18 protein-coding genes and 1 pseudogene are annotated in these 22,221 nt (G+C 62.5%); 10 read left to right on the forward strand and 9 right to left on the reverse strand.

Annotation, left to right across the window (positions count from 1 at the left end; genetic code table 11):
* Together SJY12_RS03850 and proB are read right to left on the reverse strand one after the other, a co-directional pair.
* Positions 1-804, reverse strand: a complete 804-nt coding sequence (locus tag SJY12_RS03850) for an outer membrane protein assembly factor BamD (RefSeq protein ID WP_063505241.1) — start codon at positions 802-804, stop codon at positions 1-3.
* An 87-nt stretch (positions 805-891) separates the two neighbouring features.
* Positions 892-2,040: a glutamate 5-kinase gene (gene proB, locus SJY12_RS03855; protein WP_050601142.1), complete on the reverse strand. Its 1,149-nt coding sequence runs from the start codon at positions 2,038-2,040 to the stop codon at positions 892-894.
* A gap of 229 nt (positions 2,041-2,269) precedes the next feature.
* Here proB and SJY12_RS03860 point away from each other — a divergent pair, with 229 nt between their 5' ends.
* From SJY12_RS03860 to SJY12_RS03885, 6 genes are all read left to right on the forward strand, one after another.
* Positions 2,270-3,037, forward strand: a complete 768-nt coding sequence (locus tag SJY12_RS03860) for a pyrroline-5-carboxylate reductase (RefSeq protein ID WP_255358297.1) — start codon at positions 2,270-2,272, stop codon at positions 3,035-3,037.
* Positions 3,038-3,080: 43 nt separating this feature from the next.
* Positions 3,081-4,346 carry a glutamate-5-semialdehyde dehydrogenase gene (locus SJY12_RS03865; RefSeq protein ID WP_397506055.1) on the forward strand — a complete coding sequence of 422 codons (1,266 nt, stop codon included), beginning with the start codon at positions 3,081-3,083 and terminating at the stop codon, positions 4,344-4,346.
* A 313-nt stretch (positions 4,347-4,659) separates the two neighbouring features.
* Positions 4,660-5,508, forward strand: coding sequence for a hypothetical protein (locus SJY12_RS03870; protein ID WP_397506056.1), 849 nt, complete (start codon positions 4,660-4,662; stop codon positions 5,506-5,508).
* Positions 5,509-5,653: 145 nt separating this feature from the next.
* The gene (locus tag SJY12_RS03875) at positions 5,654-5,992 is read left to right on the forward strand and encodes a hypothetical protein (protein WP_397506057.1); all 339 of its coding nucleotides are present in this window, start codon (positions 5,654-5,656) and stop codon (positions 5,990-5,992) included.
* A 94-nt stretch (positions 5,993-6,086) separates the two neighbouring features.
* A complete protein-coding gene (locus SJY12_RS03880) occupies positions 6,087-6,710 on the forward strand; it encodes a hypothetical protein (RefSeq protein WP_397506058.1) in 624 nt (207 codons plus the stop codon).
* Positions 6,707-7,711, forward strand: coding sequence for a DUF262 domain-containing protein (locus SJY12_RS03885; protein WP_397506059.1), 1,005 nt, complete (start codon positions 6,707-6,709; stop codon positions 7,709-7,711). The genes SJY12_RS03880 and SJY12_RS03885 overlap by 4 nt, the downstream gene beginning before the upstream one ends.
* Here the strand turns inward: SJY12_RS03885 and SJY12_RS03890 are convergent.
* The 5 genes and pseudogenes from SJY12_RS03890 to SJY12_RS03910 all read right to left on the reverse strand — a co-directional run bounded on the left by SJY12_RS03890 (position 7,708) and on the right by SJY12_RS03910 (position 13,925).
* The gene (locus SJY12_RS03890) at positions 7,708-8,895 is read right to left on the reverse strand and encodes a DNA cytosine methyltransferase (protein ID WP_397506060.1); all 1,188 of its coding nucleotides are present in this window, start codon (positions 8,893-8,895) and stop codon (positions 7,708-7,710) included. The genes SJY12_RS03885 and SJY12_RS03890 overlap by 4 nt on opposite strands.
* Before the next feature lie 189 nt (positions 8,896-9,084).
* Positions 9,085-9,306 (reverse strand): annotated as a pseudogene (locus tag SJY12_RS03895) (hypothetical protein); the annotation flags it as partial.
* 30 nt (positions 9,307-9,336) lie between these two features.
* Entirely contained in the window at positions 9,337-9,663 is a 327-nt protein-coding gene (locus SJY12_RS03900) for a DUF6481 family protein (protein ID WP_341859779.1), read from the reverse strand.
* 91 nt (positions 9,664-9,754) lie between these two features.
* Complete coding sequence (gene lepA, locus SJY12_RS03905) at positions 9,755-11,590, reverse strand: translation elongation factor 4 (protein WP_397506061.1); 1,836 nt, start codon at positions 11,588-11,590, stop codon at positions 9,755-9,757.
* Between the two features lie 115 nt (positions 11,591-11,705).
* Positions 11,706-13,925 (reverse strand): putative bifunctional diguanylate cyclase/phosphodiesterase, encoded by a 2,220-nt coding sequence (locus tag SJY12_RS03910; RefSeq protein ID WP_397506062.1) that lies wholly within the window; start codon positions 13,923-13,925, stop codon positions 11,706-11,708.
* Between the two features lie 185 nt (positions 13,926-14,110).
* On the opposite strand from SJY12_RS03910, the gene SJY12_RS03915 reads away from it, so the two are divergent.
* The 4 genes from SJY12_RS03915 to SJY12_RS03930 all read left to right on the forward strand — a co-directional run bounded on the left by SJY12_RS03915 (position 14,111) and on the right by SJY12_RS03930 (position 19,868).
* A complete protein-coding gene (locus SJY12_RS03915; protein WP_397506063.1) occupies positions 14,111-15,421 on the forward strand; it encodes an FAD-dependent oxidoreductase in 1,311 nt (436 codons plus the stop codon).
* 138 nt (positions 15,422-15,559) lie between these two features.
* Positions 15,560-17,047, forward strand: a complete 1,488-nt coding sequence (locus SJY12_RS03920; protein WP_050601133.1) for an MFS transporter — start codon at positions 15,560-15,562, stop codon at positions 17,045-17,047.
* Positions 17,048-17,109: 62 nt separating this feature from the next.
* Positions 17,110-18,861, forward strand: a complete 1,752-nt coding sequence (locus SJY12_RS03925; protein ID WP_397506064.1) for an amidohydrolase family protein — start codon at positions 17,110-17,112, stop codon at positions 18,859-18,861.
* Positions 18,858-19,868: an NAD(P)-dependent alcohol dehydrogenase gene (locus SJY12_RS03930; RefSeq protein ID WP_397506065.1), complete on the forward strand. Its 1,011-nt coding sequence runs from the start codon at positions 18,858-18,860 to the stop codon at positions 19,866-19,868. Before SJY12_RS03925 ends, SJY12_RS03930 begins: the two co-directional genes overlap by 4 nt.
* Positions 19,869-19,949: 81 nt before the next feature.
* Here SJY12_RS03930 and SJY12_RS03935 read toward each other — a convergent pair whose 3' ends face one another.
* Both SJY12_RS03935 and dnaN read right to left on the reverse strand, forming a co-directional pair.
* Positions 19,950-21,032: a DUF2855 family protein gene (locus SJY12_RS03935; protein ID WP_397506066.1), complete on the reverse strand. Its 1,083-nt coding sequence runs from the start codon at positions 21,030-21,032 to the stop codon at positions 19,950-19,952.
* Positions 21,033-21,087: 55 nt separating this feature from the next.
* Positions 21,088-22,212 carry a DNA polymerase III subunit beta gene (gene dnaN / locus SJY12_RS03940; protein WP_063507049.1) on the reverse strand — a complete coding sequence of 375 codons (1,125 nt, stop codon included), beginning with the start codon at positions 22,210-22,212 and terminating at the stop codon, positions 21,088-21,090.
* Positions 22,213-22,221: the final 9 nt, after the last annotated feature.

The raw sequence follows: 22,221 nt of genomic DNA on the forward strand, positions 1-22,221 counted from the left end.
TCAGCCGGGGGTGACGTCCGGTGCATGGTCCTGCACCAGTTCATAGGCCTTTTCGTACCATTCGGTGCCGGGATAGTTCGCCCCGAGCACCGCGGCATATTTGACCGCTTCGGCAGGAACGCCCAGCGCCAGGCTGGTTTCGGTCAGCCGGTAGAGCGCCTCGGGCGCATGGCTGGTGGTTTCATAGGTGTCGACCACGTTCTGGAAACGGATCTGCGCGGCAATCCACTTGCCCGACCGTTCGTAATGGCGGCCGATTTCCATTTCCTTGCCCGCCAGGTGATCGCGCACGAGGTCGATCTTGAGCCGCGCGTCGGCAGCGTAATCGCTGTTGGGGAACCGGCGGTTGATCTCGTTCAGCGCGGTCAGCGCCTGGTCGGTGATCCGCTGGTCGCGCTGGACGTCGCTGATCTGCTCGTAATAGCTGAGCGCGATGAGGTAGAACGCATAGGGTGCGTCCTTGTTGCCCGGGTGGATCTGCAGGAAGCGCTGCGCCGCCTGGATCGCCTTGTTGTAATCCTTGGCGACGTAATAGCTGAACGAACCCATCAGCTGCGCGCGACGCGCCCAGGGCGAATAGGGATGCTGGCGTTCGACCTCGTCGAACAGCGCAGCGGCCATTTCCGCCTGCCCGTTGTCGAGCCGGCGCTTGGCTTCGAAATAGAGCGTTTCCACGTCGCGTGCGACATAGGCGGTATCGCGCGGCCCACCATCGCCGCCCGCACATCCGGCGGTGAGCAGCGTCGCCCCCGCAAGGGCGGCGCCAAGGATGAGCTTGCTGGGTGAGCGGGTCTGGGTCGTCATGGGAAGCAGCCTATAACCAGCGTGCCGATGAACGCCAAGTGAAGTTCGCGCCGCTGTCCCCCGCGTGTGCGCGGACCCGGCCCGGCGTCAGGCCGAACCGGAGATTTCCTCGGGTGCGTCCCACAGCAGGTGGCGGTTTTCCAGCATCACCAGATTGGCGCTGCGGATCACTTCGCCCTTGGTGCGATAGCCGAGCAGCTTTTCCGCCTGCGTATCGGGATTGCTGGTCAGCACGCGCAGTTCTTCGGAAGTGAAATCACTCAGCCCGCGTGCCCGCTCGATCCCCTTGCTGTCGTAGATATGCAGCACGTCGCCGCGGCTGAAGTCGCCGGTCATGGAGATCACGTCCTCGCGCCGGATCGGGCGATCGCCGCTGAGCGCGGTCGCCAGCGTATCCGAGATCACCAGGCTGCCCGCCATCTGCAGGCGGTTGGCGATCCAGCTGTCCCAGCCCGACAGTGGGTTGGGATGCGGCAGGATCTTGGTCGACCGGCGCGTCTGCGCCAGCACGCTCGAAACCGGGTGATCGACTTCGCCCTGCGCGATCCAGGTGGTGACCCCGGCTTCCTGCGCCATGTTCGCTGCCAGCAGCTTGGTTTCCATGCCGCCGGTGCCCAGCGTGCTCTTGCCCTTGGTCGCGTCCATATACTGGCTCACGTCGTCGACCTCGGGGATGAACTGCGCGCCGGGTTCATCGGGGTTGCGATCGTACAGCCCGTCGACCCCGGTGAGGATGATGAAATCGTCCGCCCCGACCATCTGCGCCACCTTGGCAGCCAGCCGGTCGTTGTCGCCGACGCGAATCTCTTCGGTGGTGATCGTGTCGTTCTCGTTCACGATCGGGACCACATTGGCCTCGAGCAGGCGGTGCACCGTGTTGCGCGTGTTGAGGAAGCGGCGGTGGTCCTCGAAGTCGCCGAGCGTGAGCAGCACCTGCGCGATTTCAAAGCCGAATTCATGCCCCACCTGCTTGTAGGCGTTGAGCAGCAGCGGCATGCCGCAGGCGGCGGCGGCCTGCTTGTCGGAAACACCCGCGCTTTCGGGCGTTTCCCCGATGATGCGCAGCCCCAGGGCGACCGAGCCCGACGAGCACAGGATCACATTGGTCCCTTCGGCGCGGAGCTGGGCGACGTCTTCCAGCAGGCGCTGGAGGAAACCGTAACGCGGTGTAAGGAGTTCGAGATTGGCCAGCAGGGCCGAACCGATTTTGACGACGATGTTTCGTTTTTTTGCCATAGACTTCAATTATTGCACAGACTTGAAATTTCTCGACGGCAATATAGATAGCGTTTGTGCACTGCACAACCACATTTTGAGAATATCCGCCGGTCGCGAAAAGCATGGTAACTGACAAAGTTAAAGGCAAGTACTGCACCGCGGCATATTCTATAGTCAAGTAAGTACAAGAAACCACAAGAGCCCGATTGCTCGGAAACGGATTTTAGTCATTACGAAAACTGTTTGTATTGTCGGATGCGGAAAAATGGGTTCCGCTTTGCTTTCGCAGTGGGTCGAGGGCCCCGAAGCGATAACTGTCGTCGATCCCGCGGGTAGCGAAGTTCCCGATGGCGTTACGCTGGTAACCGACCGCGCCGCGATCGCCGACCAGCGCTTCGACCTCGTGATTGCCGCGGTAAAGCCGCAGCTGATCGACGATATCCTCGCCGACTATACCGACCATCTCGCCCCCGGCGGCTATGTCCTGTCGATTGCCGCGGGCTATTCCGCCGGACGCCTGTCGCAGCTGATGGGCGATGCGCCGGTGATCCGCACGATGCCCAACCTCCCCGCGGCGATCGGCCGCGGCGTGAGCGGGATCTGCCCCGGCCCGCATGCCACCAGCGACCATGTCGCGCATGCCGAGGCCTTCATGCGCCGCGCGGGTGCGACGATCACCGTCGACAGCGAGGAAAAGCTCGACCGCGTTACCGCAGTGGCCGGATCGGGCCCCGGCTACGTCTTCGAAATCGCGCGCGCCTATGCCGAAGCCGCGATGGCGCAGGGTTTCGACGAGGACGAGGCGCGCGACATGGTGCTCGGCACGATCGGCGGCGCGATCGCAATGGCCAGCGAACCGGCCGCGCCCAGCCTCGAGGAACTGCGCAATTCGGTGACCAGCAAGGGCGGCACCACCGCCGCGGGCCTGAACGCGCTCAATGGCGATGGTGGCCTTTCCACCCGGCTGCATGATACACTGCAGGCAGCCTACGACCGCGCGGTCGAGCTGCGCTGATACCCGGCGCCTCCCGCCCCGACGCAAGCATACGAGAGAACCTATGACCGACCAGACCCCCGACCCGCAGATCCATATCCACGACCTCGGCCAGCGCGCCCGCAAGGCCGCGCGCGCGCTGCTGTCCGCCAGCACCGAGGCGAAGAACAACGCGCTGCGCGAAGCCGCCAAGGCGCTGCGCAGCCGGATGGGCGAACTGCTCGAAGCCAATGGCGAGGACGTGCAAGGCGTCGCAGGCAGCAAGCCCGAGAGCTTCGTCGACCGTCTCCGCCTGACCGAGGAACGCATCGAGGGCATGGCCGGCGCGCTCGAGGAAATCGCCGAACTGCCCGATCCCGTGGGCCGCCAGCTCGCCAGCTTCGAGCGCCCCAACGGCCTCACCATCGAGCGGGTCGCCGTGCCCATCGGGGTGATCGGCATGATCTACGAATTGCGCCCCAATGTCGGCGCCGACGCCTCCGCCCTGTGCCTCAAGTCGGGCAATGCGGTGATCCTGCGCGGCGGCAGCGAAAGCCGGCACTCGACCCGCGTGATCGTCGAATGCATGCGCAACGGCCTCGCTGCGGCGGGCTTGCCCGAAGACGCGGTGCAGACCGTCGGCACCACCGATCGCGGTGCGGTCGCCGCGCTGCTCAAGGCGGACGAATTCGTCGACCTGGTGATCCCGCGCGGCGGGCGCGGGCTGGTCGAGCTGGTCCGCGACCAAGCGAGCGTCCCCACCCTCCTCCACCTCGACGGCAATTGCCACAGCTACGTCCACGCCGCCGCCGATCTCGACAAGGCGGTCAAGGTCATCCGCAACGCCAAGCTGCGCCGCACCGGCGTCTGCGGTGCGACCGAGAGCGTGGTGGTCGACCGCGCGGTGGCCGCAGACTTCATTCCCAAATTCGCCGACACGATGGGCGCCGATTGCGAATTGCGCGGCGATGCCGATGCCGTGGCGATCGACGGCCGCCTCAAGCAGGCCACCGAGGACGACTGGCACACCGAATATCTCGACCCCATCGCCAGCGTGAAGATCGTCGACGGGCTCGACGAGGCGATCGCCTGGGTCGAGGAGCATTCGAGCCACCACACCGATGCGATCATCACCGAGGACGACACCGCCGCGCGCAAGTTCATGACCAGCATCGACAGCGCGATCGTGATGCACAACGCCAGCACGCAGTTCGCCGATGGCGGCGAGTTCGGCATGGGCGCGGAAATCGGCATCGCCACCGGCAAGATGCACGCCCGCGGCCCCGTCGGGCTCGAACAGCTGTGCAGTTTCAAATACCTCGTCCACGGCGAAGGACAGACGCGGCCGTAAGCTGGTTTGGTTTTGCGAACCCGCATCCGCGGGTTCGTCCTCGCTAAATGTTCAGCAAGCTCCACCCGCTGCGGGCGGGCGGGCGCCCTTGCCTCGCCTGCGGCTCGGAACCAGTGCGAGCCGCTATCGTAACGCGCAAGTCCCGTTCGCGACCAGCGAACGGCAAGGCCGACCGGCCGCCCGCAGGGGCCCGCAGGAGCGCAGCGACGGAGGAACAGCCCCGAGGACGAACCCGCGGATGCGGGTTCGAAAAGCAAGGACTCCCCCTCCCCCAGATTTTCCTACTCGCGCCAAATCTGCTCCATCCCCGCAGATGGCCGACCACGACCCCGACACCGCCCCCACCCAGCACCCGCAGACCGCGCGCGGCACCCTGCCCGCCTTCATCCCCGTCCCGCGCGCGAAGGAGCGGTCGAACGGGTGGAAGCCGCAGGTCCAGCGCGCCTTTATCGAGGCGCTGGCCGACACCGGCAGCGTCGCCAGCGCCTGCCGCCAGGTCGGCCGCGCCGAGGTCGGCGCCTATCTCCTGCGCCGCCACCCTAAAGCCGCCAGCTTCCGCGCCGCGTGGCAGGCCGCGCTCGATCTCGGCATGCAGCGGATCGAGGACGTCGCGATGGACCGCGCCTTGAACGGGGTCGAGGTGCCGGTCTATTCCTATGGCAAGCTCGTCGGCAGCCGCCGCGTGCACAATGACCGGCTGCTGATGTTCATGCTGCGCAACCGCGCGCCCGAGCGCTTTGCGGGCGGCCGCCCCAAGGCGCTCAACGCGATCGGGCGGATGGAGAAGAAGCGGCTCAAGGCGAAATGGCGGCGGCAGTGGGAGAAGGAGCAGCGCCGCACCTCCCCCGCCGAAGTGCGCGCCTCCATCGCGCGCAAGGTCGCCGTCTTCCGCCAGCAGATGGAAGCGCAGCTAAGCCCGCGCACGTTGGCCGCCTACGCCGAATTCGAACGCCTGCGCGACGCAGACATCGCGCGCGGTTACAAGGCAAGCGACGACCCGGAGCATCCGCTGTATGCGGAACGCGGAGAGGCGGTGAAGGAAGAGCCGATGCCCCTACCCTCGCCCGAAGCGGCCGAGCGCGAGGTGGAGGATGCCGAGCCAATGCCCCCGGAAAACCCGCGCTGGCGGTCGATCAAGGACGAGGGAGAAAGCTTGGTTTGATCATAGGCGATGGCTCCGAGCCGAAGGCGAGGCAAGCGCGACCGCGCGCCGCGGCTTATGCCGCAAAGCCAAGGGGCGCGGATGCGCCCCGCCCGGCGTTTGAGAGTTCAAACAGATAAACTCGGCCCCTGGAAAGGCCTTAGCGGTGAGCGCCGCCGCGGGCGAGGAAGAGGCTGAGACGCTGCGCTCGCTCAACACCAAGCTGAACGCGTCCTACGAGAACTGGTACGCCCAGCTAAGCCCCCGCACCCGCGCCGCGTGGAAGGAATACCGGCGGCTGGAGGCGCTCGACCGGGAGGAAGGCTACCTCTGCTACGACGACCCCGAGCACGAACTCTACCAGGACCCCGAGGCGCGGTGGGACGATCAGGTGGACGAAGCGATGCCGCTACCGGCGCCGGAGAGGGTTGCGTGGGAGGCGCCGGAGGAGCCATCCAAAGACGAAGGCCCTCGCTGTCGATCGATCAAGGATGATGGGTGGTGACCTCCGATGAACGCCTCGCTGAAAGCAATAGCGCGTCCCACATTTATGCAAAAACGAACTAGCGGAGGATGTTGATGCTGACTAAGCATTGCGAATGCCTGTTGAAGACGACATAGCGGAATTCAAGACCGCAATTAGCGCTGACATATGCTCTGCTGACATATTTGAACAGTTCGTCGCGCCAGAAATTTGTCGAGCTCCGATTGATTTTGACCAGCTAGCTTTACGCACTCGGATCGGTCGACGCTGGCAGGTGCCGGTAGAAGACGTATGGATAGTGGGCTCAGCCAAGCTCGGATTCACGCTAGTCAACAAATCCAAAGCCGGAGTTGATCGTCCGGCATTTTCTCCATTCTCTCTAGATTCTGATATCGACGTTGCCGTGATTTCAAATGAACTGTTTGAACACATCTGGAAACTTTGCTTCGAATTCTGGCACCGTTATCGCTACCAGAATGCAGGTCATTTTTGGCCCGATGGGCGAGCATTTCGCGACTATAACTTCCGCGGTTGGATGAGACCGGATTTCCTACCTAATGACGCTGACGTCTCCTATCGGAAACGGTGGTTCGAATATTTCCGAAGGCTGATGAGCGACCGTGCGGCAGGCGACTACCGCATTACCGGTGGGTTGTTCCGCAATCGAGAAGCCCTAATGCAATATCAAACAGTTGCGATTGAACAAGCTCGAGCACAAATCAGGATCTCTGGCGCATGAAGACCTCAGCCGAAAATAGAAGAATCAGGCAGCTTCTGAGTGCCCTAAACAATGGAGAACTAATTCCTAGACCTGATTTTCAGAGACAGCTCGTATGGTCCAATAATGACAAGAATTCTTTCTTAGATACAGTACTAAGAGGATACCCCTTTCCCGAAATTTACGTAGCAGTCGGCGACGTTGATCTAGAAACGGCAAAAGGATCTGAGCTACTAGTCGATGGACAGCAGCGCGTTACTACGCTATATCAATATTTTACTGGGGCCAAAGAACTTAAACTGCAAAAATCTCTCACCGCATACTCTCAGCTGACACCCCTTCAGAAAAAAGAATTTATGAATTACGAATTCCCTGTTCGGAACTTGGGAATTGTCACAGACGAAGAAATAATAGAGGTTTTCAGCCGCATCAATGCAACTTCATATTCTCTAAATGCAATGGAAGTGCATAACGCTCGCTATCGCGGGCCACTAAAGAAACTTGCGGACGAAATTTCAGCAAATAAATTCTTTGCCGACCACAGATCATTCAGCGCACAGGAAATGCGAAGAAAGCGCGATGTCGTATATGCGCTTACGCTGGTAATAACGATGATCTCCACCTACTTTCATCGAGATGAAGAATTAGAAGCCTATCTCAGCGAGTACAATGACGAATTCCCCCAGGAAAGAGACATTAAAAATAGGCTGCGCAGCGTATTTGACTTCATCAACAAAGCTGATTTTAAGCCAAAATCCAGAGCATGGAAGAAAACGGACCTTCTCGTTCTAATTATAGAAATAGATCGAATCCTCAATAAAGATAAAGATGCCTTGGATGCACGAATTGTTGGCGAAGCTGTAGATCGGTTCTATGAGCGTGTTGAGCAGGAGTTAAAAGAGCCAACGGGGGATGAAGATCTCCAAGCTTACATACGCACCACTCTTCAAGCCACAAACGATCGCTCTTCTCGAGTCAATAGAGGTCGTATATTACGTAAAGTTCTTTTGGGCCAGATCTAGCGCTGCCGCCGAAGATCAGCTGAACATAACGAAGTTTTCGGCATGACCCATTGTTCAGGTTCAGGCCTCCTGCCGATTTTCATCCACTCAGCCAAACAAGCAAATTGCCACGCAATAAGCGGAGGCACAGCATCGCCGATATGCCTATAACGGTTAGCAATTGATCGTGCGGCGAAAACGTAGTCAAATGGGAAACCTTGCAAGGTCGCCATTTCTCTCACAGTTAAGAGGCGATTTTTTTCGGGATGAGTATAACGTCCATTACCCACATGGCCGCATTCCCGCTTGATCGTAGGGGATGGGCGATCCCAAGCCATTCGACCGTAAACATCGGGATGAGAGCCTATCTTGCCGCTCTCCCATCGACGCAAGCAAACCGGCGGCAAAAGCTCTCTTGTATGAGGATGGCGCGCTAGGTCGATCCAACTCCCTCCATCCTTTGGTGTTGCTGCTATCCGAAGCGAAACTTCGTGCCCAGTTCGCGGGTGAAAATCACCTGAGGGATGTGTCTCGGAAGCTTCTTTCGCTTCCTCCAATCGTTCGAGTGCGGACCTGACGGTGATCGCATTGCGATCGACCTCCCAATCACCCCACAGGTCGGAAAGCGTGCGTGGTTGACCAATTCGAGAAGCAATCACCACTGCTCGTTCCCGAATTTGTGGCAACCCATATCGGTCGAGGCGAAGCACTTCCGAACGGACCTCGTAGCCCAACTGCTTCAATCGCTCGCACAAGCGGGTATGATGGTGCTTCAAATTGCCAGAGATGAGCTCGCGCGCGTTCTCAAGGAAAAATATTTCAGGACGCAAAGCCTCCACATAGTCAACTCCCCTACCGACCAGATCGTTCTTTTTGCTATCGCGGATATGGTTTTCCGGCTTCGCGCGACTAAAATCGGTGCAGGGCGCGCAAGAAATTAAAACTGAGAGATCTTGGATCCCAAATGCGTCTTTAAAAGAAGCAGGAGAAAATGTCGCAATATCTTCTGCGAGCGGACGAATTCCGTGATTAGCTTCATAGGTTGCATTACAATCGGATGTTCCCGGACCACCCGATGGTTTGGCAATCTCCGAGTCCAGTGCCGCGACTAGTTGAAATTTTTCTTTACGTCCAAACCCTGCACTAGTTCCCCCTCCACATGAGAAGAGGTCAGCTACGGTCCAACTGGGCATTGATGTGGTCATGGGTCTGGCCGACGCAATTCTAATAAATTCCCTGCTATGATGTCCTCCTGTCCCAAACAACGCTCTTCGATCACTTTTCCAGAAAATGTCGCCGCAGCGAGGCCCTCTCTCGCTAGACGAATGGTCACTTTTCCAACATCCGAAGCGCCGCAACAACGCCTATTGCTACATCGAGACACTATCCCTGGCCTACGCGGTAGAAGACCACCTTCGGTGCTCCCCGATCCTCAGCGCGAGGGCACTCGCCCCCCGATCGCAGCGCAGCAAAAAAATATGCGGAATACGCCCATTGCCATACTCGTATCCAGACCTGGCTTTCTTCTGCTTCTCGAGCAGCTTCTTCTTGCAGCTGATGTCACCGCCGTAGCACTGGGCAGTCACGTCCTTGCGCGTCGCAGCGTTAGTTTCGCGGGGCGGCTAGCACCGCCCCCCCGCTCTCCCCTACCCCTTCTTCCGCTTCTTCCGCGCCGCGTATTTCGCGTCGCGCGCGGCCTTCAGTTCGGCTTCGGTCGGGGCGGGCACCGCGTCGGCTTCGGCCTTGGCTGCGGCGGCGGCCTGCTTGTCGGCCTTGGCCTGCGCGATCGCGGCGCGCTTGGCGGCGCTCTTTTCGGCAATGGCGGCTTCGCGCGCTTCCTGCGCGGCCTTGCGCTTGGCAATCGTCGCCTCGTCGAGCTTGGGCGCGTCGGCCAGTTTCTCGAGCGCCTTGGCGCGCGCCTTCTGCGCAAGCGCGCGGCGATCCTGGAAATCGGGGTCCTTATATCCGGACATAGGCGGTAATCTCGTTTCTGGTTGGCCGGCGGGGGGCGCCGGCTCTGTGTGTGCGGGGGGGGCTGGACAGCGCTGGCGCTGGGGACGCGCCCTATTCCTCGCCCATCCGCAGCGCGGCAATGAACGCTTCCTGCGGAATACTGACGTTTCCGTATTCCCTCATCCGCGCCTTACCCTTCTTCTGCTTCTCGAGCAGCTTCTTCTTGCGGCTGATGTCGCCGCCATAGCATTTGGCGGTCACGTCCTTGCGCATCGCGGCGATGGTTTCGCGCGCGATCACCTTGCCGCCGATCGCGGCCTGGATGGGCACCTTGAACAGGTGCCGCGGGATCAGGTCCTTCAGCCGTTCGCACATGCCGCGCCCGCGGCTTTCGGCGACATCGCGGTGGACGATCATCGACAGCGCGTCGACCGGTTCGTTGTTCACCAGGATGCTCATCTTGACGAGGTCGCCCTCGCGCAGGCCGATCTGGTCATAGTCGAAGCTGGCATAGCCGCGGCTGATCGACTTGAGCCGGTCGTAGAAATCGAACACCACTTCGTTGAGCGGGAGTTCGTAGGTCACCTGCGCGCGGCCGCCGACATAGGTCAGATCGACCTGGATGCCGCGGCGGTCCTGGCACAGCTTGAGGATCGCGCCGAGATATTCGTCGGGGGTGTAGATCACCGCCTTGATCCACGGCTCCTCGATCTGCTCGATGCGGCTGGGATCGGGATAGTCGGCGGGGTTGTGCAGCATCAGCTCCTGCGCCGGGTCGGTCCGCGACTTGTTGAGCTGGATGCGGTAGACCACCGAAGGGGCAGTGGTGATCAGGTCGAGATCGTATTCGCGGGTGAGGCGTTCCTGGATGATCTCGAGGTGCAGCAGGCCGAGGAAGCCCGCGCGGAAGCCGAAGCCCAGCGCGGCGCTGCTTTCGGCCTCGAAGCTGAAGCTGGCATCGTTGAGCCGCAGCTTGCCGATGCTTTCGCGCAGTTTCTCGAAATCGGCGGCGTCGACGGGGAACAGCCCGCAGAACACCACCGGCTGGACTTCCTTGTAGCCGGGCAGCGCCTTGTCCGCCCCGCCCTTCACCGTGGTGATCGTGTCGCCGACGCGCGCCTGCTCGACTTCCTTGATCTGCGCGGTGATGAAGCCGATCTCGCCCGGGCCGAGTTCGGGCAGGTCGGTGCGCTTGGGGGTGAAGCAGCCGACGCGGTCGATCAGGTGCTGCGTGCCGCCCTGCATGAAGCGGACATTGAGGCCCTTCTTGATGACGCCGTCCATCACGCGGACGAGGATGACCACGCCGAGATAGGGGTCGTACCATGAGTTGACCAGCATCGCCTTCAAGGGCGCGTCGCGATCGCCGGTGGGCGGGGGGATGCGCTTGACCAGCGCCTCCAGCGTTTCCTCGATGCCGATGCCCGACTTGGCGCTGGTGAGCACCGCGCCGCCCTCTTCCCACGGGCCGGTGGCCTCGATGCCGACGATCTCCTCGATCTCCTCGGCGACGCGCTGCGGTTCGGCGGCGGGGAGGTCGATCTTGTTGATGACGGGGACGATCTCGTGGTCGTGCTCGATCGACTGGTAGACATTGGCGAGCGTCTGCGCTTCGACGCCCTGCGCCGCGTCGACCACCAGCAGCGCGCCCTCGCACGCGGCGAGGGAGCGGCTGACTTCATAGGCGAAGTCGACATGGCCGGGCGTGTCCATGAGGTTGAGCTCATAGGTCTCGCCGTCACGCGCGGTGTAGGTGAGGCGCACGGTCTGCGCCTTGATGGTGATCCCGCGCTCCTTCTCGATGTCCATGTTATCAAGCACTTGCTCGGACATCTCGCGATCGGTCAGCCCCCCGCAATGCTGGATCAGCCGATCGGCAAGCGTCGACTTGCCATGATCGATATGGGCAATGATACTGAAATTGCGGATTTTTCTGAGATCGGTCATACAAACTACTTAATCGGAAAAGATGGCACAAGACATGCCTCGCCCGCGCCTTAGCCGTGGCAGGCATTCTCGCCAAGCGCCCTCTGCGACGCGATTCCCGCAGCTGCTCCGATAATCAGTAGCTGGTACCCGCTTTGGGCGTGCCGACCTCGACCTCGACGAACTTGCGCTTCGACGAGGCTTCCCCCCGCCCCGCCATGATCAGCGAGTAGGGATCCTGCGGCAAGGTCGTCAGCGGGCTGCCGGCCGCTTCGATCTGATAGGGCGAGACGCGGTGCCGGGTGCACAGGCCGTCGGCGCCGTCGCTGATCAACGGGGTCTCGAACTCGACGCCCTGCACCGAGCCCTTCGACCGGCGTACGGTTGCGACGGCCAATTGGCCATTGCCCAGATCGAGCACGACTTCGGTGCCCAGAGGCACGTCTATAAGCCCCTCGATCCGCGCCCCGGTCTTCGAGAGATTGCGCATGACCACCCGGTAGCGGCTATCTTCGTGGATCAGTCCGATGCGGCGGAACACGGTCTTGCGGGTCGCGCGGTATTTCGCCGGGCCGCGCGGTTCATATTTGAGCTCGCCCGCTTCCAGCCGTTCGAGCAACTCTGCGTGAGGCATGGCGCGGGCGAAGATATACCCCTGGACCAGTGTTGCCCCGCGCTTGGTCACGAGATCGAGTTCGTCCTTCGCCTCGACGCCCTCTGCCACTGTTTCCATGTCGAGCGCATCTGCAAGGCTGACGATAGCGCTGAGGATGGCCGCGTTGTTGTTGCCTTCCTCGGTTGCGCCGCGCACGAAGCTCTGGTCGATCTTGATCTTGTCGAACGGCGCGGTGCGCAGGTAGCTGAGCGAGCTGTATCCGGTCCCGAAGTCGTCGAGCGCCAGCTTTACGCCGAGCGCCTTCAATTCCTCGAAAATCCGCTGGGTGCGTCCGGCATCGCCGAGGAACACGCTCTCGGTAATTTCGAGTTCGAGCCGCTCGGGTGTCAGGCCGCTTTGCTTGAGCGCGTTGGCGACGATCTGCGGAAAATTGTCGTGCGCGAACTGCATCGGCGAGACGTTTACCGCCACGCGCAGTTCGAGCGGCCATTCGGCCGCCTGTCGGCAGACCTCGTTCAGCGCCCATTCGCCCATTTCCCCGACAATGCCGATTTCCTCGGCCACGGAGATGAAATCCTCGGGTGAAATCGCTCCGCGGTCCGGATGATTCCAGCGCATCAAGGCTTCGCACCCGCGGACCATATGCGTCTTGGCGCAGACGAGTGGCTGGTAGTGCATGACCACCTGCCCGTTCTCGATGGCGTCGCGCAGGTCTTCCTCGATCTGCCGGCGATGTTTCGCGCCATCCTTGAGCTCGGCCGAATAGAAGCGGTACTGGCCCCGCCCACCGCTCTTGGCGGCATGCAGCGCCAGATCGGCGGCCGATATCAGCCCTTCCGGATCGAGCCCGTCATAAGGCGCAATGGCGACCCCGACCGACGTTCCGACGACAGCGCGCGAATCGTTGATCGAATAGGCCTGCGACAGCATCTGGATGACTCGCTGACTCAGATCGCCCAGGGCGCCGCGGTCATCCATGTCGGGCAACACGATCTGGAACGAGTCCGCGCTCCGGCGTGCAATTTCCCCCTTGCTCCCGATGATCCGTTCAAGCCGCGCAGCAACCTGCTTCAGCAGTTCGTCGCCCGCGGCATGACCCAGCGAATCGTTGATCTGCTTGAACCGGTCGAGGTCGACCATCAGCAACGCGCAGGTCCGTTTGGAATTGCGATAGGCCTTGAGCAATTCGGCCAGACGCCGGTTCATCCGGTGACTGTTGGCCAGACCGGTAACCGGATCGTATTGCGCCAACCGTTCGGCATCGCGCCGGTTTTCCCGGCTGGCCGTGATATCCTTCGCGCTACCGCGATAGCCGGTAAAGCGCTCCTGCTCGTCGAACTGCGGTTTGCCCGCGATTTCCCACCAGACTTCGCGCCCCTCTATGGCGAGGCGGACATTGAGTTGGCTGATCGAGTTGCGCGCCCGCAGCAGGAACGCGAGCGGGCGCTCGGGCCGGTCGGGATCATCGACCTTCTCGGGGATGAAGAGTTCGCTCAGCGATTTGCCGATCGCTTCGCCCTGCGTCCAGTCGAGCTCTTTCGCCGCATTGTCGGACAGGTAGATGAGCCGGCCTTCGGCATCGGTCGCCCAGAACCAGCCCAGACCTGCGGCCTCGAAACTGTCGAGCAGTTCCACCCGGCGTTCGGCATCGGTGATGGCGATCGGACGCAGCGGCGCAGGCTGTGAACCTTCGCGTCGTTCCGTCTTCGCCCGCGACGCACGCGAGAAGAACCCTGCCATGTGAACTCATGCTCCCGAGTAGCCTCTGTGCGCCGAAATTCCCTCTCAGCGCAGCGAACCATGTAGATAAACGCAACTTCTTTCCAAACGGATAACCATGTGATCTGCGGTGTACCGCACATAGTCCGCTGCTTGCCAGCTGCCCCGACCATGTGCATTGAAGGCATGTCTCGGGGGAGAAAGACATGCGGCATATCGCGATCGTGGGATCGGGTCCGGCGGGCTATTACACGGCCGAAGCCGCCGTCAAGAAATGGGGCGATGACGCCCGGATCGATATCTTCGACAAATTGCCGGTGCCGTTCGGCCTGATCCGCACCGGCGTCGCGCCCGATCACCAGTCGATCAAGGCGGTTGCGCGTCGGTACGAAAAAACGGCGATCGGCCAATCGGTACGCTTCATCGGCAATGTCGACGTCGGTGGTTCGGTTTCCATCGAGGAGCTCGGTTCGCTCTACGATGCGGTCATCCTGGCCACGGGCGCGCCGCAGGATCGCCCGCTGGAAATCCCTGGCGCGCGGACCGGAAATGTCTTTGGCAGTGCGGCATTCGTCGGCTGGTACAACGGCCATCCCGAGTTCGCGGGGATGGACCCCGTGCTGTCGGGCAAGCATGCCGTCGTCATCGGGATGGGCAATGTCGCGCTCGACGTGGCGCGGATCCTGGCCAAGACCGAAGGCGAATTTGCCGGCTCGGACATCGTCGCCCACGCGCTCGAGGCTTTGCGCGGCAGCGCTATCGAGAAAATCACCATCCTCGGCCGGCGCGGTCCGCACCAGATCATGATGACGCCCAAGGAACTGGGCGAGTTGGGGACGCTCGACCGCGCCGCTCCGCACGTCGATCCGGCCGACCTGCCGCCGGTTGCCGACGATGCCGTTCTCGAACCGGGGGTGCGCAAATCGGTCACTCTGCTGCGCGAATTCGCGCAGCCTGCGGCAGCCGACCGCGATGCCAAACCGGTTTCTATCGAGTTCGATTTCTTCGCCAGTCCCCGAGCCATCACCGCCACGAACGGCCGGGTAAGTGCCATAGAAGTGGAGCGGACCCGGCTCGAGACCGGGCGCGCGGTGGGTACCGGCGAAACCTATAACCTGCCGGCCGATCTGGTCGTCAGCTGTATCGGCTATCGCACCTCGGCCATAGAGGGCGTGCCGTTCGACCAGCGGGCGGGACATTTCGCCAATGACGAGGGCCGGATCCTGCCCGGCCTCTATTGCGTCGGTTGGGCCAAGCGCGGCCCCAGCGGCACGATCGGCACCAACCGGCCCGATGGATATGGGGTCATCGACACGGTCGATGGAGACATCGCCGCAAGCTCCGGCAAAGCTGGCCGCGCGGGTTTCGACGAACTGGCGCAGGAACGCGGGATCGAGATCGTCACTTTCCGCGATTGGCAGAAAATCGAGGAAGCCGAAATCGCAGCCGCGCGCGAAGGAGCGCCGCGGGAAAAGTTCGTCGATATCGAAAGCATGATCGCAGCACGCGGCGCGTGATCGTCCTTCTCTCGCACAGGTCCGACACCCCGGCCAAGCTGACCGGGGGATACCGCCCTTGCCCGCCCGGCCGCTTCGCAATCGATACCCCCAGCACTGCTGTCCAGCCCGGACCAGGCGGATCGCAAGGACAATGACATGACTGCCGATCCCGCGCTCTTAGCGAACCCGCTTGCCAGCCAACCGCCCCGCCAGACCACGGGCGAAGGCGGCGCTTTCGGTCGAACCGGCTTTGCCTGGGCGATCTTCGAATGGGCCCGCAACCCCTATTACATCCTGATCGTGATCTACATCTTCGCGCCCTATTTTGCGCGCGACATTATCGGCGCGGACCTGCTTGCCAGCGGTGCGCTGGACGACCTGCCGCCCGGCGATGCGCTTGCCGCGGCCAATGCGCAGGGGCAGGCAACCATAGCCTCGGTGACCAAATGGGCCGGTTTCATTGCCGCCCTGACCGCGCCGGTCCTGGGTGCGGCGCTCGACCGCGGCGGGCGGCTGAAACCGATCCTCGCGCTATTCCTCGGGGCCATCGCGGTTTGTTCGGCGCTGCTGTGGTTCGCGATGCCGGGGGGCGAAGGCCTGCCGGTTCCCGCGATCATGGCCCTGCTAGTGGTCGCCTATGTCGGCTACACCTATTCAGAAGTGACGCACAATGCGATGCTCAGCGTGTCGGGTGAACCACGCCGACTGGCGATGATATCGGGTCTCGGACTGGGTCTCGGCAACCTCGCTGCGACCTTGATCTTTCTCGCGATTGCCGTGCTCTTCGTGCTGCCCGCTGCGATCTCCTGGCCATTCGCGGCGCCGCAATTCGGAATTGACCTGACGATGTTCGAACATGCGCGGCTAGCCGGCCCGATCTGCGCGGTGTGGCTGGTGCTGTTCTCGATTCCGTTCTTCACCAGGGCACGCGACCCGGGCGTCCCCGGGGCCAGTTGGATGCGCGCCTTCCGGGAAGGCGCACGCAGCGTTGCGCGCACGCTGCGCGAGGCAGCGCGATACCGCGAATTGATGCGGTTCCTCATCGCGCGGATGTTCTACGCCGACGCGATGGCTGCGCTGCTGGCGCTCGGCGCGGTTTATGTCGCGCTCTTCCTCGGCTGGAATTTCCTCGAAATGCTCTGCTACGCGATCTTCGCCAGCGCCTGCGCATTCGGCGGCGGCATTTTCGGCGGCTGGCTGGAAGGAAAGGTCGGCGTAAAGCGCGCGCTGGCGCTGGAAATTCTCGCCATGGTGGGTGTCGGACTGCTCCAGCTGAGTATCACCCGCGAAAGCCTGTTCCTCGGCCTGGTCGACAATGTGGTGGTGTGGGACGGGCTCGTCTTCCGCACCCTGTCGGACCTCGTCTATCTCGGTCTCATCAGCGTGATCGCGGTGACCGCCACCGCCAGCATTTCGTCGAGCCGTACGATGCTGGTCACGCTTGCCCCGCCGGGCCGTAGCGGTGAATTCTTCGGCCTCTACGCGATTGCCGGCACCATCACCGTATGGATGGGGCCGCTGCTGGTCGAACAGTTCACCCTGTGGTCGGGTGACCAGCGGATCGGCATGACTTCGATCCACCTGCTGTTCGCGATCGGCTTCCTCGTCCTGCTTGCTGTCCGCATGCCCACGCACGCCGAATAGCTCGGCGCTGGACTCATCGGTTGCAATGTGGAACCTTCCTCGGCGGAGAGAGGAGCACCAACATGCCCGCATATGATCTGATCATTCGCAACGGGACCATTGTCGATGGTACCGGACAGGACCGCTTTACCGGGGATCTCGCCGTGAAGGACGGGCTCATCGCTCAAGTGGGCCAGGTAAGCGGCGACGCCGCCGAGGAAATCGATGCGCAGGGTCACCTGGTCACCCCCGGCTTCGTCGACATTCACACGCATTACGACGGACAAGCGACCTGGGACCAGGAAATGGCCCCGTCGAGCTGGCACGGCGTAACGACCGTCGTCATGGGCAATTGCGGTGTCGGTTTCGCTCCGGCGCGTCCCGACAAGCACGAATGGCTGATCGGCCTGATGGAAGGCGTGGAAGACATTCCCGGGACCGCGCTGGCGGAGGGCATGAAGTGGAACTGGGAAACCTTCCCCGAATATCTCGATGCGCTGGAAGAACTGCCCCGTACCGTCGATGTCGGCACCCATGTCCCGCACGGTTCGGTCCGCGCCTATGTTCTGGGCGATCGCGAGCGTCCCGGTGCCGTTCCGACCGCCGAAGACATCGCCGCCATGAGCCGCATCGTCGAAGACGGCGTGCGCGCGGGCGCGCTGGGATTCTCCACTTCGCGTACGGTGCTCCACCGGGATATCGGCGGCGAGGTCGTCCCCGGTACGACCGCCACTGCCGAGGAGCTGGTCGAGATCGGCCGCGCGATGGGCCGCGCCGGGCACGGCGTGTTCGAAATGGCCAGCGACATGATGCGCGAATGGGACGAATTCGGCTGGATGGGCAAGATGAGCCGCGAGACCGGGCTGCCGGTCACCTTCGCGGCGCTCCAGTCGATCGCCAAGGAGCTCCCGCTCGACGAGCAGATCGCGAGCATGCGCGCCGAGAACGACAATGGCGCGAACATCGTCGCGCAGATCGCGCTGCGCGGCAACGGCATCGTCATGGCGTGGCAGGGCACCGTGCATCCCTTCCGGCTCAAACCGAGCTGGAAGGAGATCGAGGACCTTCCGTGGGAAGAGCAGAAGGCCAAGCTGTTCGACCCCGAGTTCAAGGCGCGCCTCATCGCCGAACAGCACGATTTTTCCGAGGTCAACCAGGACATCATGGGCCTGATCATGGTCGTTTGCGGCGGCTGGAACATGCAGTTCGAGATGGACCCCGACTTCAATTACGAACCGACCGCGGAAGAAAGTATTCTCGAACGCGCGAAGGCAGCGGGCATGTCGGGCGATGAATATGCCTACGAGCTGCTCTGCCGCGACGAGGGCAAGGGTTTCATCTACCTGCCCATCCTCAATTATGCCGACGGCAATCTCGATTTCCTGAAAGACCTGCAACACGCCGACGACACGGTGAATTCGCTGTCCGACGGCGGCGCGCATTGCGGGACGATCTGCGATGCCGCCTCGCCCACCTTCATGCTGCAGCACTGGGTGCGTGACCGGGCGCGCGGCACGATCGGCCTCGAAAATGCGATCAAGCGGCAATGCAACGACACGGCTCGGCTCTACGGGCTGGAGGACCGCGGCGTGCTGGCGCCCGGCTATCTGGCCGATATCAACATCATCGACATGGACCGGATCAAGCTGGGCAAGCCCTGGCTGGCCTTCGACCTGCCTGCGGGCGGCAAACGCTTGCTGCAGAAGGCCGAAGGCTATGTCGCGACGATCAAGAACGGAAAGGTCACATTCCGCGAAGGCGAATGGACGGGCGAGGCGCCCGGTGGCCTGATCCGCGGCCCGCAGCGGGCCGAAATGCTGGAGGCTGCAGAATGAAAGCAATCCGTACGGGCGCGAAGCCGTCCACCCTCGATGCGCTGGAATGGGTCGATATCGACGCCGCAGCGGCGCCCGGTCCGGGCGAGATTACCGTCGATCTGAAGGCCAGTTCGCTCAACTATCACGATTACGCCGTCGTTAAAGGCATGATCCCGACCGAACCGGGTCGCATCCCCATGTCGGATGGCGCTGGCATCGTCTCGGCGGTTGGCGACGGGGTGACCGAATTCGCCGTGGGCGAACATGTGGTCAGCACCTTCTTCCCCGACTGGCTCGACGGCCGCCCGCCGTCCAGCGCGTTCACCCGCGTTCCCGGTGACGGGATCGACGGCTATGCGCGCGAGGCAGTGACTGCCCCGACCCACTGGTTCACGCGCGCACCCTCCGGGTTCAGCCATGCCGAGGCTGCAACGTTGACGTGCGCCGGGCTGACCGCCTGGCGCGCATTGTTCGTCGACTACGCGGTCAAGCCGGGGGACACCGTGCTGGTCCAGGGCACGGGCGGGGTCTCGATCTTCGCCCTGCAGTTCGCGAAGGCCGCGGGCGCCACTGTCATCGCCACCTCTTCTTCGAACGAGAAGCTCGAACGGGTGCGCGAACTGGGGGCGGACCATTTGATCAATTACAAGGAAGTCGAAGCTTGGGGCCCGAAGGCGCTGGAGATAACCGGCGGGCGCGGGGTCGACTGCGTGGTCGAAATCGGCGGGGCGGGCACGCTCGACCAATCGATGCTGGCCACACGCGTTGGCGGGCATGTCGCGCTGATCGGTGTGCTCGCAGGTTTCGCCGGGCCGGTGCAGACCGCGCTGCTGTTCTCCAAGAACCTCAAGGTGCAGGGCCTCACCGTCGGCAGCCGCGCGATGCAGCAGGACATGATCGCTGCGATCGAGGCCAACGGCATCAAGCCGGTCATCAGCGATACCTTCGCGCTAGCCGACCTCGCCGATGCCTTCCGCCATCAGGAAAGCGGGAGCCACTTCGGCAAGATCGCAGTCGAGATCTAGGCGCGCGATTACCTGCCGTAGCGGGGACCGGACACTGACCGGGTATCGCGGGGCCGGCCTCCACCGGCCCCCGGCGGCCCATCACGGTTCGATGATGATTCCCTTGGCGGGATCCACACTGCCGCCGGCCATCCTGACGAAAACGTCGCGTGCAGCAGCAAGGCCCGCATGGCGTTCAATGGTCACGCTGTCGCCTGCATCGGCAAGGAATATACGCCAGCTCTCGGCCATCTGGCGGCCCGCTTCCTGCGGCCCGAGGTCCTTGAACAGCGCGACCGCATGGTCGGGTGCGAAGAACAGCGTCGGCGCCGGTCCGGGCAGGTCCCCCGCCCCGCTGCCGCGCTCCTCGATATGCGTCGCTCCCACCAGGCAGGAGTACTTCAACGCGTCGCCAAGAAGCGCATGGATCGCGCCCAGCAGACGGGCGTTGCCGGCAAAATCGACCGATACCGCGGGTCGGCTGGCCAGTGCCTGCACATCGTCATAGGCCAGCACTTCGCCGTAGAGACCGCTCTGCTTCACGAAAGCGACATTCCCCGAAGAGGTCAGGCCGATCCGCCGGATATCCGGCGAACGATGCCTGGCCGTACTGGCAAGGCCCATGGCAGTCTTGGACGATGCGCTGGTCAGGATTACCTGTCCGGCGCCGAACCAGTCCTGCGAGCGCATGAAGTATTCGATCAGGAAACCGGTCTTGAACAGCGGACCGAAGATCATCCGTTCGCCTTCGCGCGCCGGATCGTGTTCCGGGTCGGCTGCAAGCCGCGAATAGCTGTTGTAAACCGGGCTCATCGGCTGGCGATGTGCGGCCATGTCGGTAAAGCCGCTGGCGGACAGTTTTCCGGGCACGACGTCCAGATGCGTCGCCATAGGCAGGTAGCCATAGACCCGCTCGCCCACGGATATCTCGGACACATTGCTTTCGATGACGCGTGCATGCCCCCACATGGGCACTATGCCCATGCCGTCGGTGCCTGCCCCCTGCACGGGGAAGAAGTTCCAGTATCCGAAGCCGTCGCCGACGACCGCATAGGTCACGTTGTTCGCCGTGACCGAGAAGCTTTCGATTTCCAGGCGCACCGCATCGTCGGCCAGCTTTCCCTGGTCGCAATCGACCAGTCGGGCCTCGCCGATTGCATTCTTGCGGACATGGACTTGCTGCATTCGCATCTCTCCTTCGAGAGCGACGCTAACCGCAGATCTACGCCAATGCGAGCGCTTAAACCCGCATCGGCATGAGGACATAGAGCGCGGGCGAATTCTCGTCCTTGCGGATCAGCGTCGGGGCGCCGGCATCGGCCAGATGGATTTCCACCGTATCGGCATCGATCTGGTTGAGGATATCTTTCAGATAGCCCGCGTTGAAGCCGATTTCGAACCCGTCGGACGAATATTCCGCCGGCACTTCCTCGGTCGCGGTGCCATTGTCGGGGCTGGTTACGGTCAGCGTGACCTTGTCCCGATCGAGCCCCATCTTGACCGCGCGGGTCTTCTCAGTGGCGATCGTCGCCACGCGGTCGACCCCCTCGTGGAAGCTCTTCGGGTCGAGCTTAAGGAGCTTGTCGTTACCCGTTGGAATAACGCGCGAATAATCGGGGAAGGTCCCGTCGATCAGCTTGCTGGTCAGGACCACTCCGCCCTCGCCGCCGAGCGTGAAGCGGACCTTGCTGGCCGACAGGTCGATCTGGACATTGCCGTCGAGCGACTCGTCGAGCAGCTTGCGCAGTTCGGCCACCGCTTTGCGCGGCACGATCACGTCGGGCATGCCTTCTGCCCCATCAGGCCGCGGCAGCGTGAAACGCGCGAGCCGGTGACCGTCGGTTGCGGCCGCCCGCAGGACGGGTTCGTTGTCGTCCGACACGTGGAAAAAGATACCGTTCAGATAATACCGGGTTTCCTCGGTCGAAATCGCGAAACGCGTCCGGTCGATGAGGTCGGCGAAGGTCTTGGCGGGCAGTTCGAAACTGGTCGGCAGATCGCCTTCGACGATGACCGGGAAGTCGTCGCGCGGGAGCGTCGGCAGCGAGAAGCGGCTACGCCCCGCCTTGATCGCCATGCGGTTTTCCGCCGCTTCGAGGCTGACCTGCGAACCTTCGGGCAGCTTGCGCGCGATATCGAACAGCAGGTGCGCCGAAACGGTGATCGCCCCGGCACTGTCGACATTGGCTTCCATATGCTCGATCACCTGCAGATCGAGGTCGGTTGCCATGACCCTGAGCGAATTGTCGCCTTCGGCTTCGATCAGCACGTTGGAGAGGATCGGGATGGTATTGCGGCGCTCCACGACCGACTGGACGTGGCTGAGACAACGCAGCAGCGTCGCGCGTTCGATGGTGGCCTTCATGGTCCTACT

It is taken from the genome of Qipengyuania sp. R86523 (assembly GCF_044596365.1).
Classification (GTDB): Bacteria; Pseudomonadota; Alphaproteobacteria; order Sphingomonadales; family Sphingomonadaceae; genus Qipengyuania; species Qipengyuania citrea.

Coding starts and splice junctions, on each gene's coding strand:
- SJY12_RS03850 (WP_063505241.1), bottom strand. CDS start 804: ATGACGACCCAGACCCGCTCACCCAGCAAGCTCATCCTTGGCGCCGCC.
- proB (WP_050601142.1), bottom strand. CDS start 2,040: ATGGCAAAAAAACGAAACATCGTCGTCAAAATCGGTTCGGCCCTGCTG.
- SJY12_RS03865 (WP_397506055.1), top strand. CDS start 3,081: ATGACCGACCAGACCCCCGACCCGCAGATCCATATCCACGACCTCGGC.
- SJY12_RS03870 (WP_397506056.1), top strand. CDS start 4,660: ATGGCCGACCACGACCCCGACACCGCCCCCACCCAGCACCCGCAGACC.
- SJY12_RS03880 (WP_397506058.1), top strand. CDS start 6,087: ATGCCTGTTGAAGACGACATAGCGGAATTCAAGACCGCAATTAGCGCT.
- SJY12_RS03885 (WP_397506059.1), top strand. CDS start 6,707: ATGAAGACCTCAGCCGAAAATAGAAGAATCAGGCAGCTTCTGAGTGCC.
- SJY12_RS03890 (WP_397506060.1), bottom strand. CDS start 8,895: ATGACCACATCAATGCCCAGTTGGACCGTAGCTGACCTCTTCTCATGT.
- SJY12_RS03900 (WP_341859779.1), bottom strand. CDS start 9,663: ATGTCCGGATATAAGGACCCCGATTTCCAGGATCGCCGCGCGCTTGCG.
- lepA (WP_397506061.1), bottom strand. CDS start 11,590: ATGACCGATCTCAGAAAAATCCGCAATTTCAGTATCATTGCCCATATC.
- SJY12_RS03910 (WP_397506062.1), bottom strand. CDS start 13,925: ATGGCAGGGTTCTTCTCGCGTGCGTCGCGGGCGAAGACGGAACGACGC.
- SJY12_RS03915 (WP_397506063.1), top strand. CDS start 14,111: ATGCGGCATATCGCGATCGTGGGATCGGGTCCGGCGGGCTATTACACG.
- SJY12_RS03920 (WP_050601133.1), top strand. CDS start 15,560: ATGACTGCCGATCCCGCGCTCTTAGCGAACCCGCTTGCCAGCCAACCG.
- SJY12_RS03925 (WP_397506064.1), top strand. CDS start 17,110: ATGCCCGCATATGATCTGATCATTCGCAACGGGACCATTGTCGATGGT.
- SJY12_RS03930 (WP_397506065.1), top strand. CDS start 18,858: ATGAAAGCAATCCGTACGGGCGCGAAGCCGTCCACCCTCGATGCGCTG.
- SJY12_RS03935 (WP_397506066.1), bottom strand. CDS start 21,032: ATGCAGCAAGTCCATGTCCGCAAGAATGCAATCGGCGAGGCCCGACTG.
- dnaN (WP_063507049.1), bottom strand. CDS start 22,212: ATGAAGGCCACCATCGAACGCGCGACGCTGCTGCGTTGTCTCAGCCAC.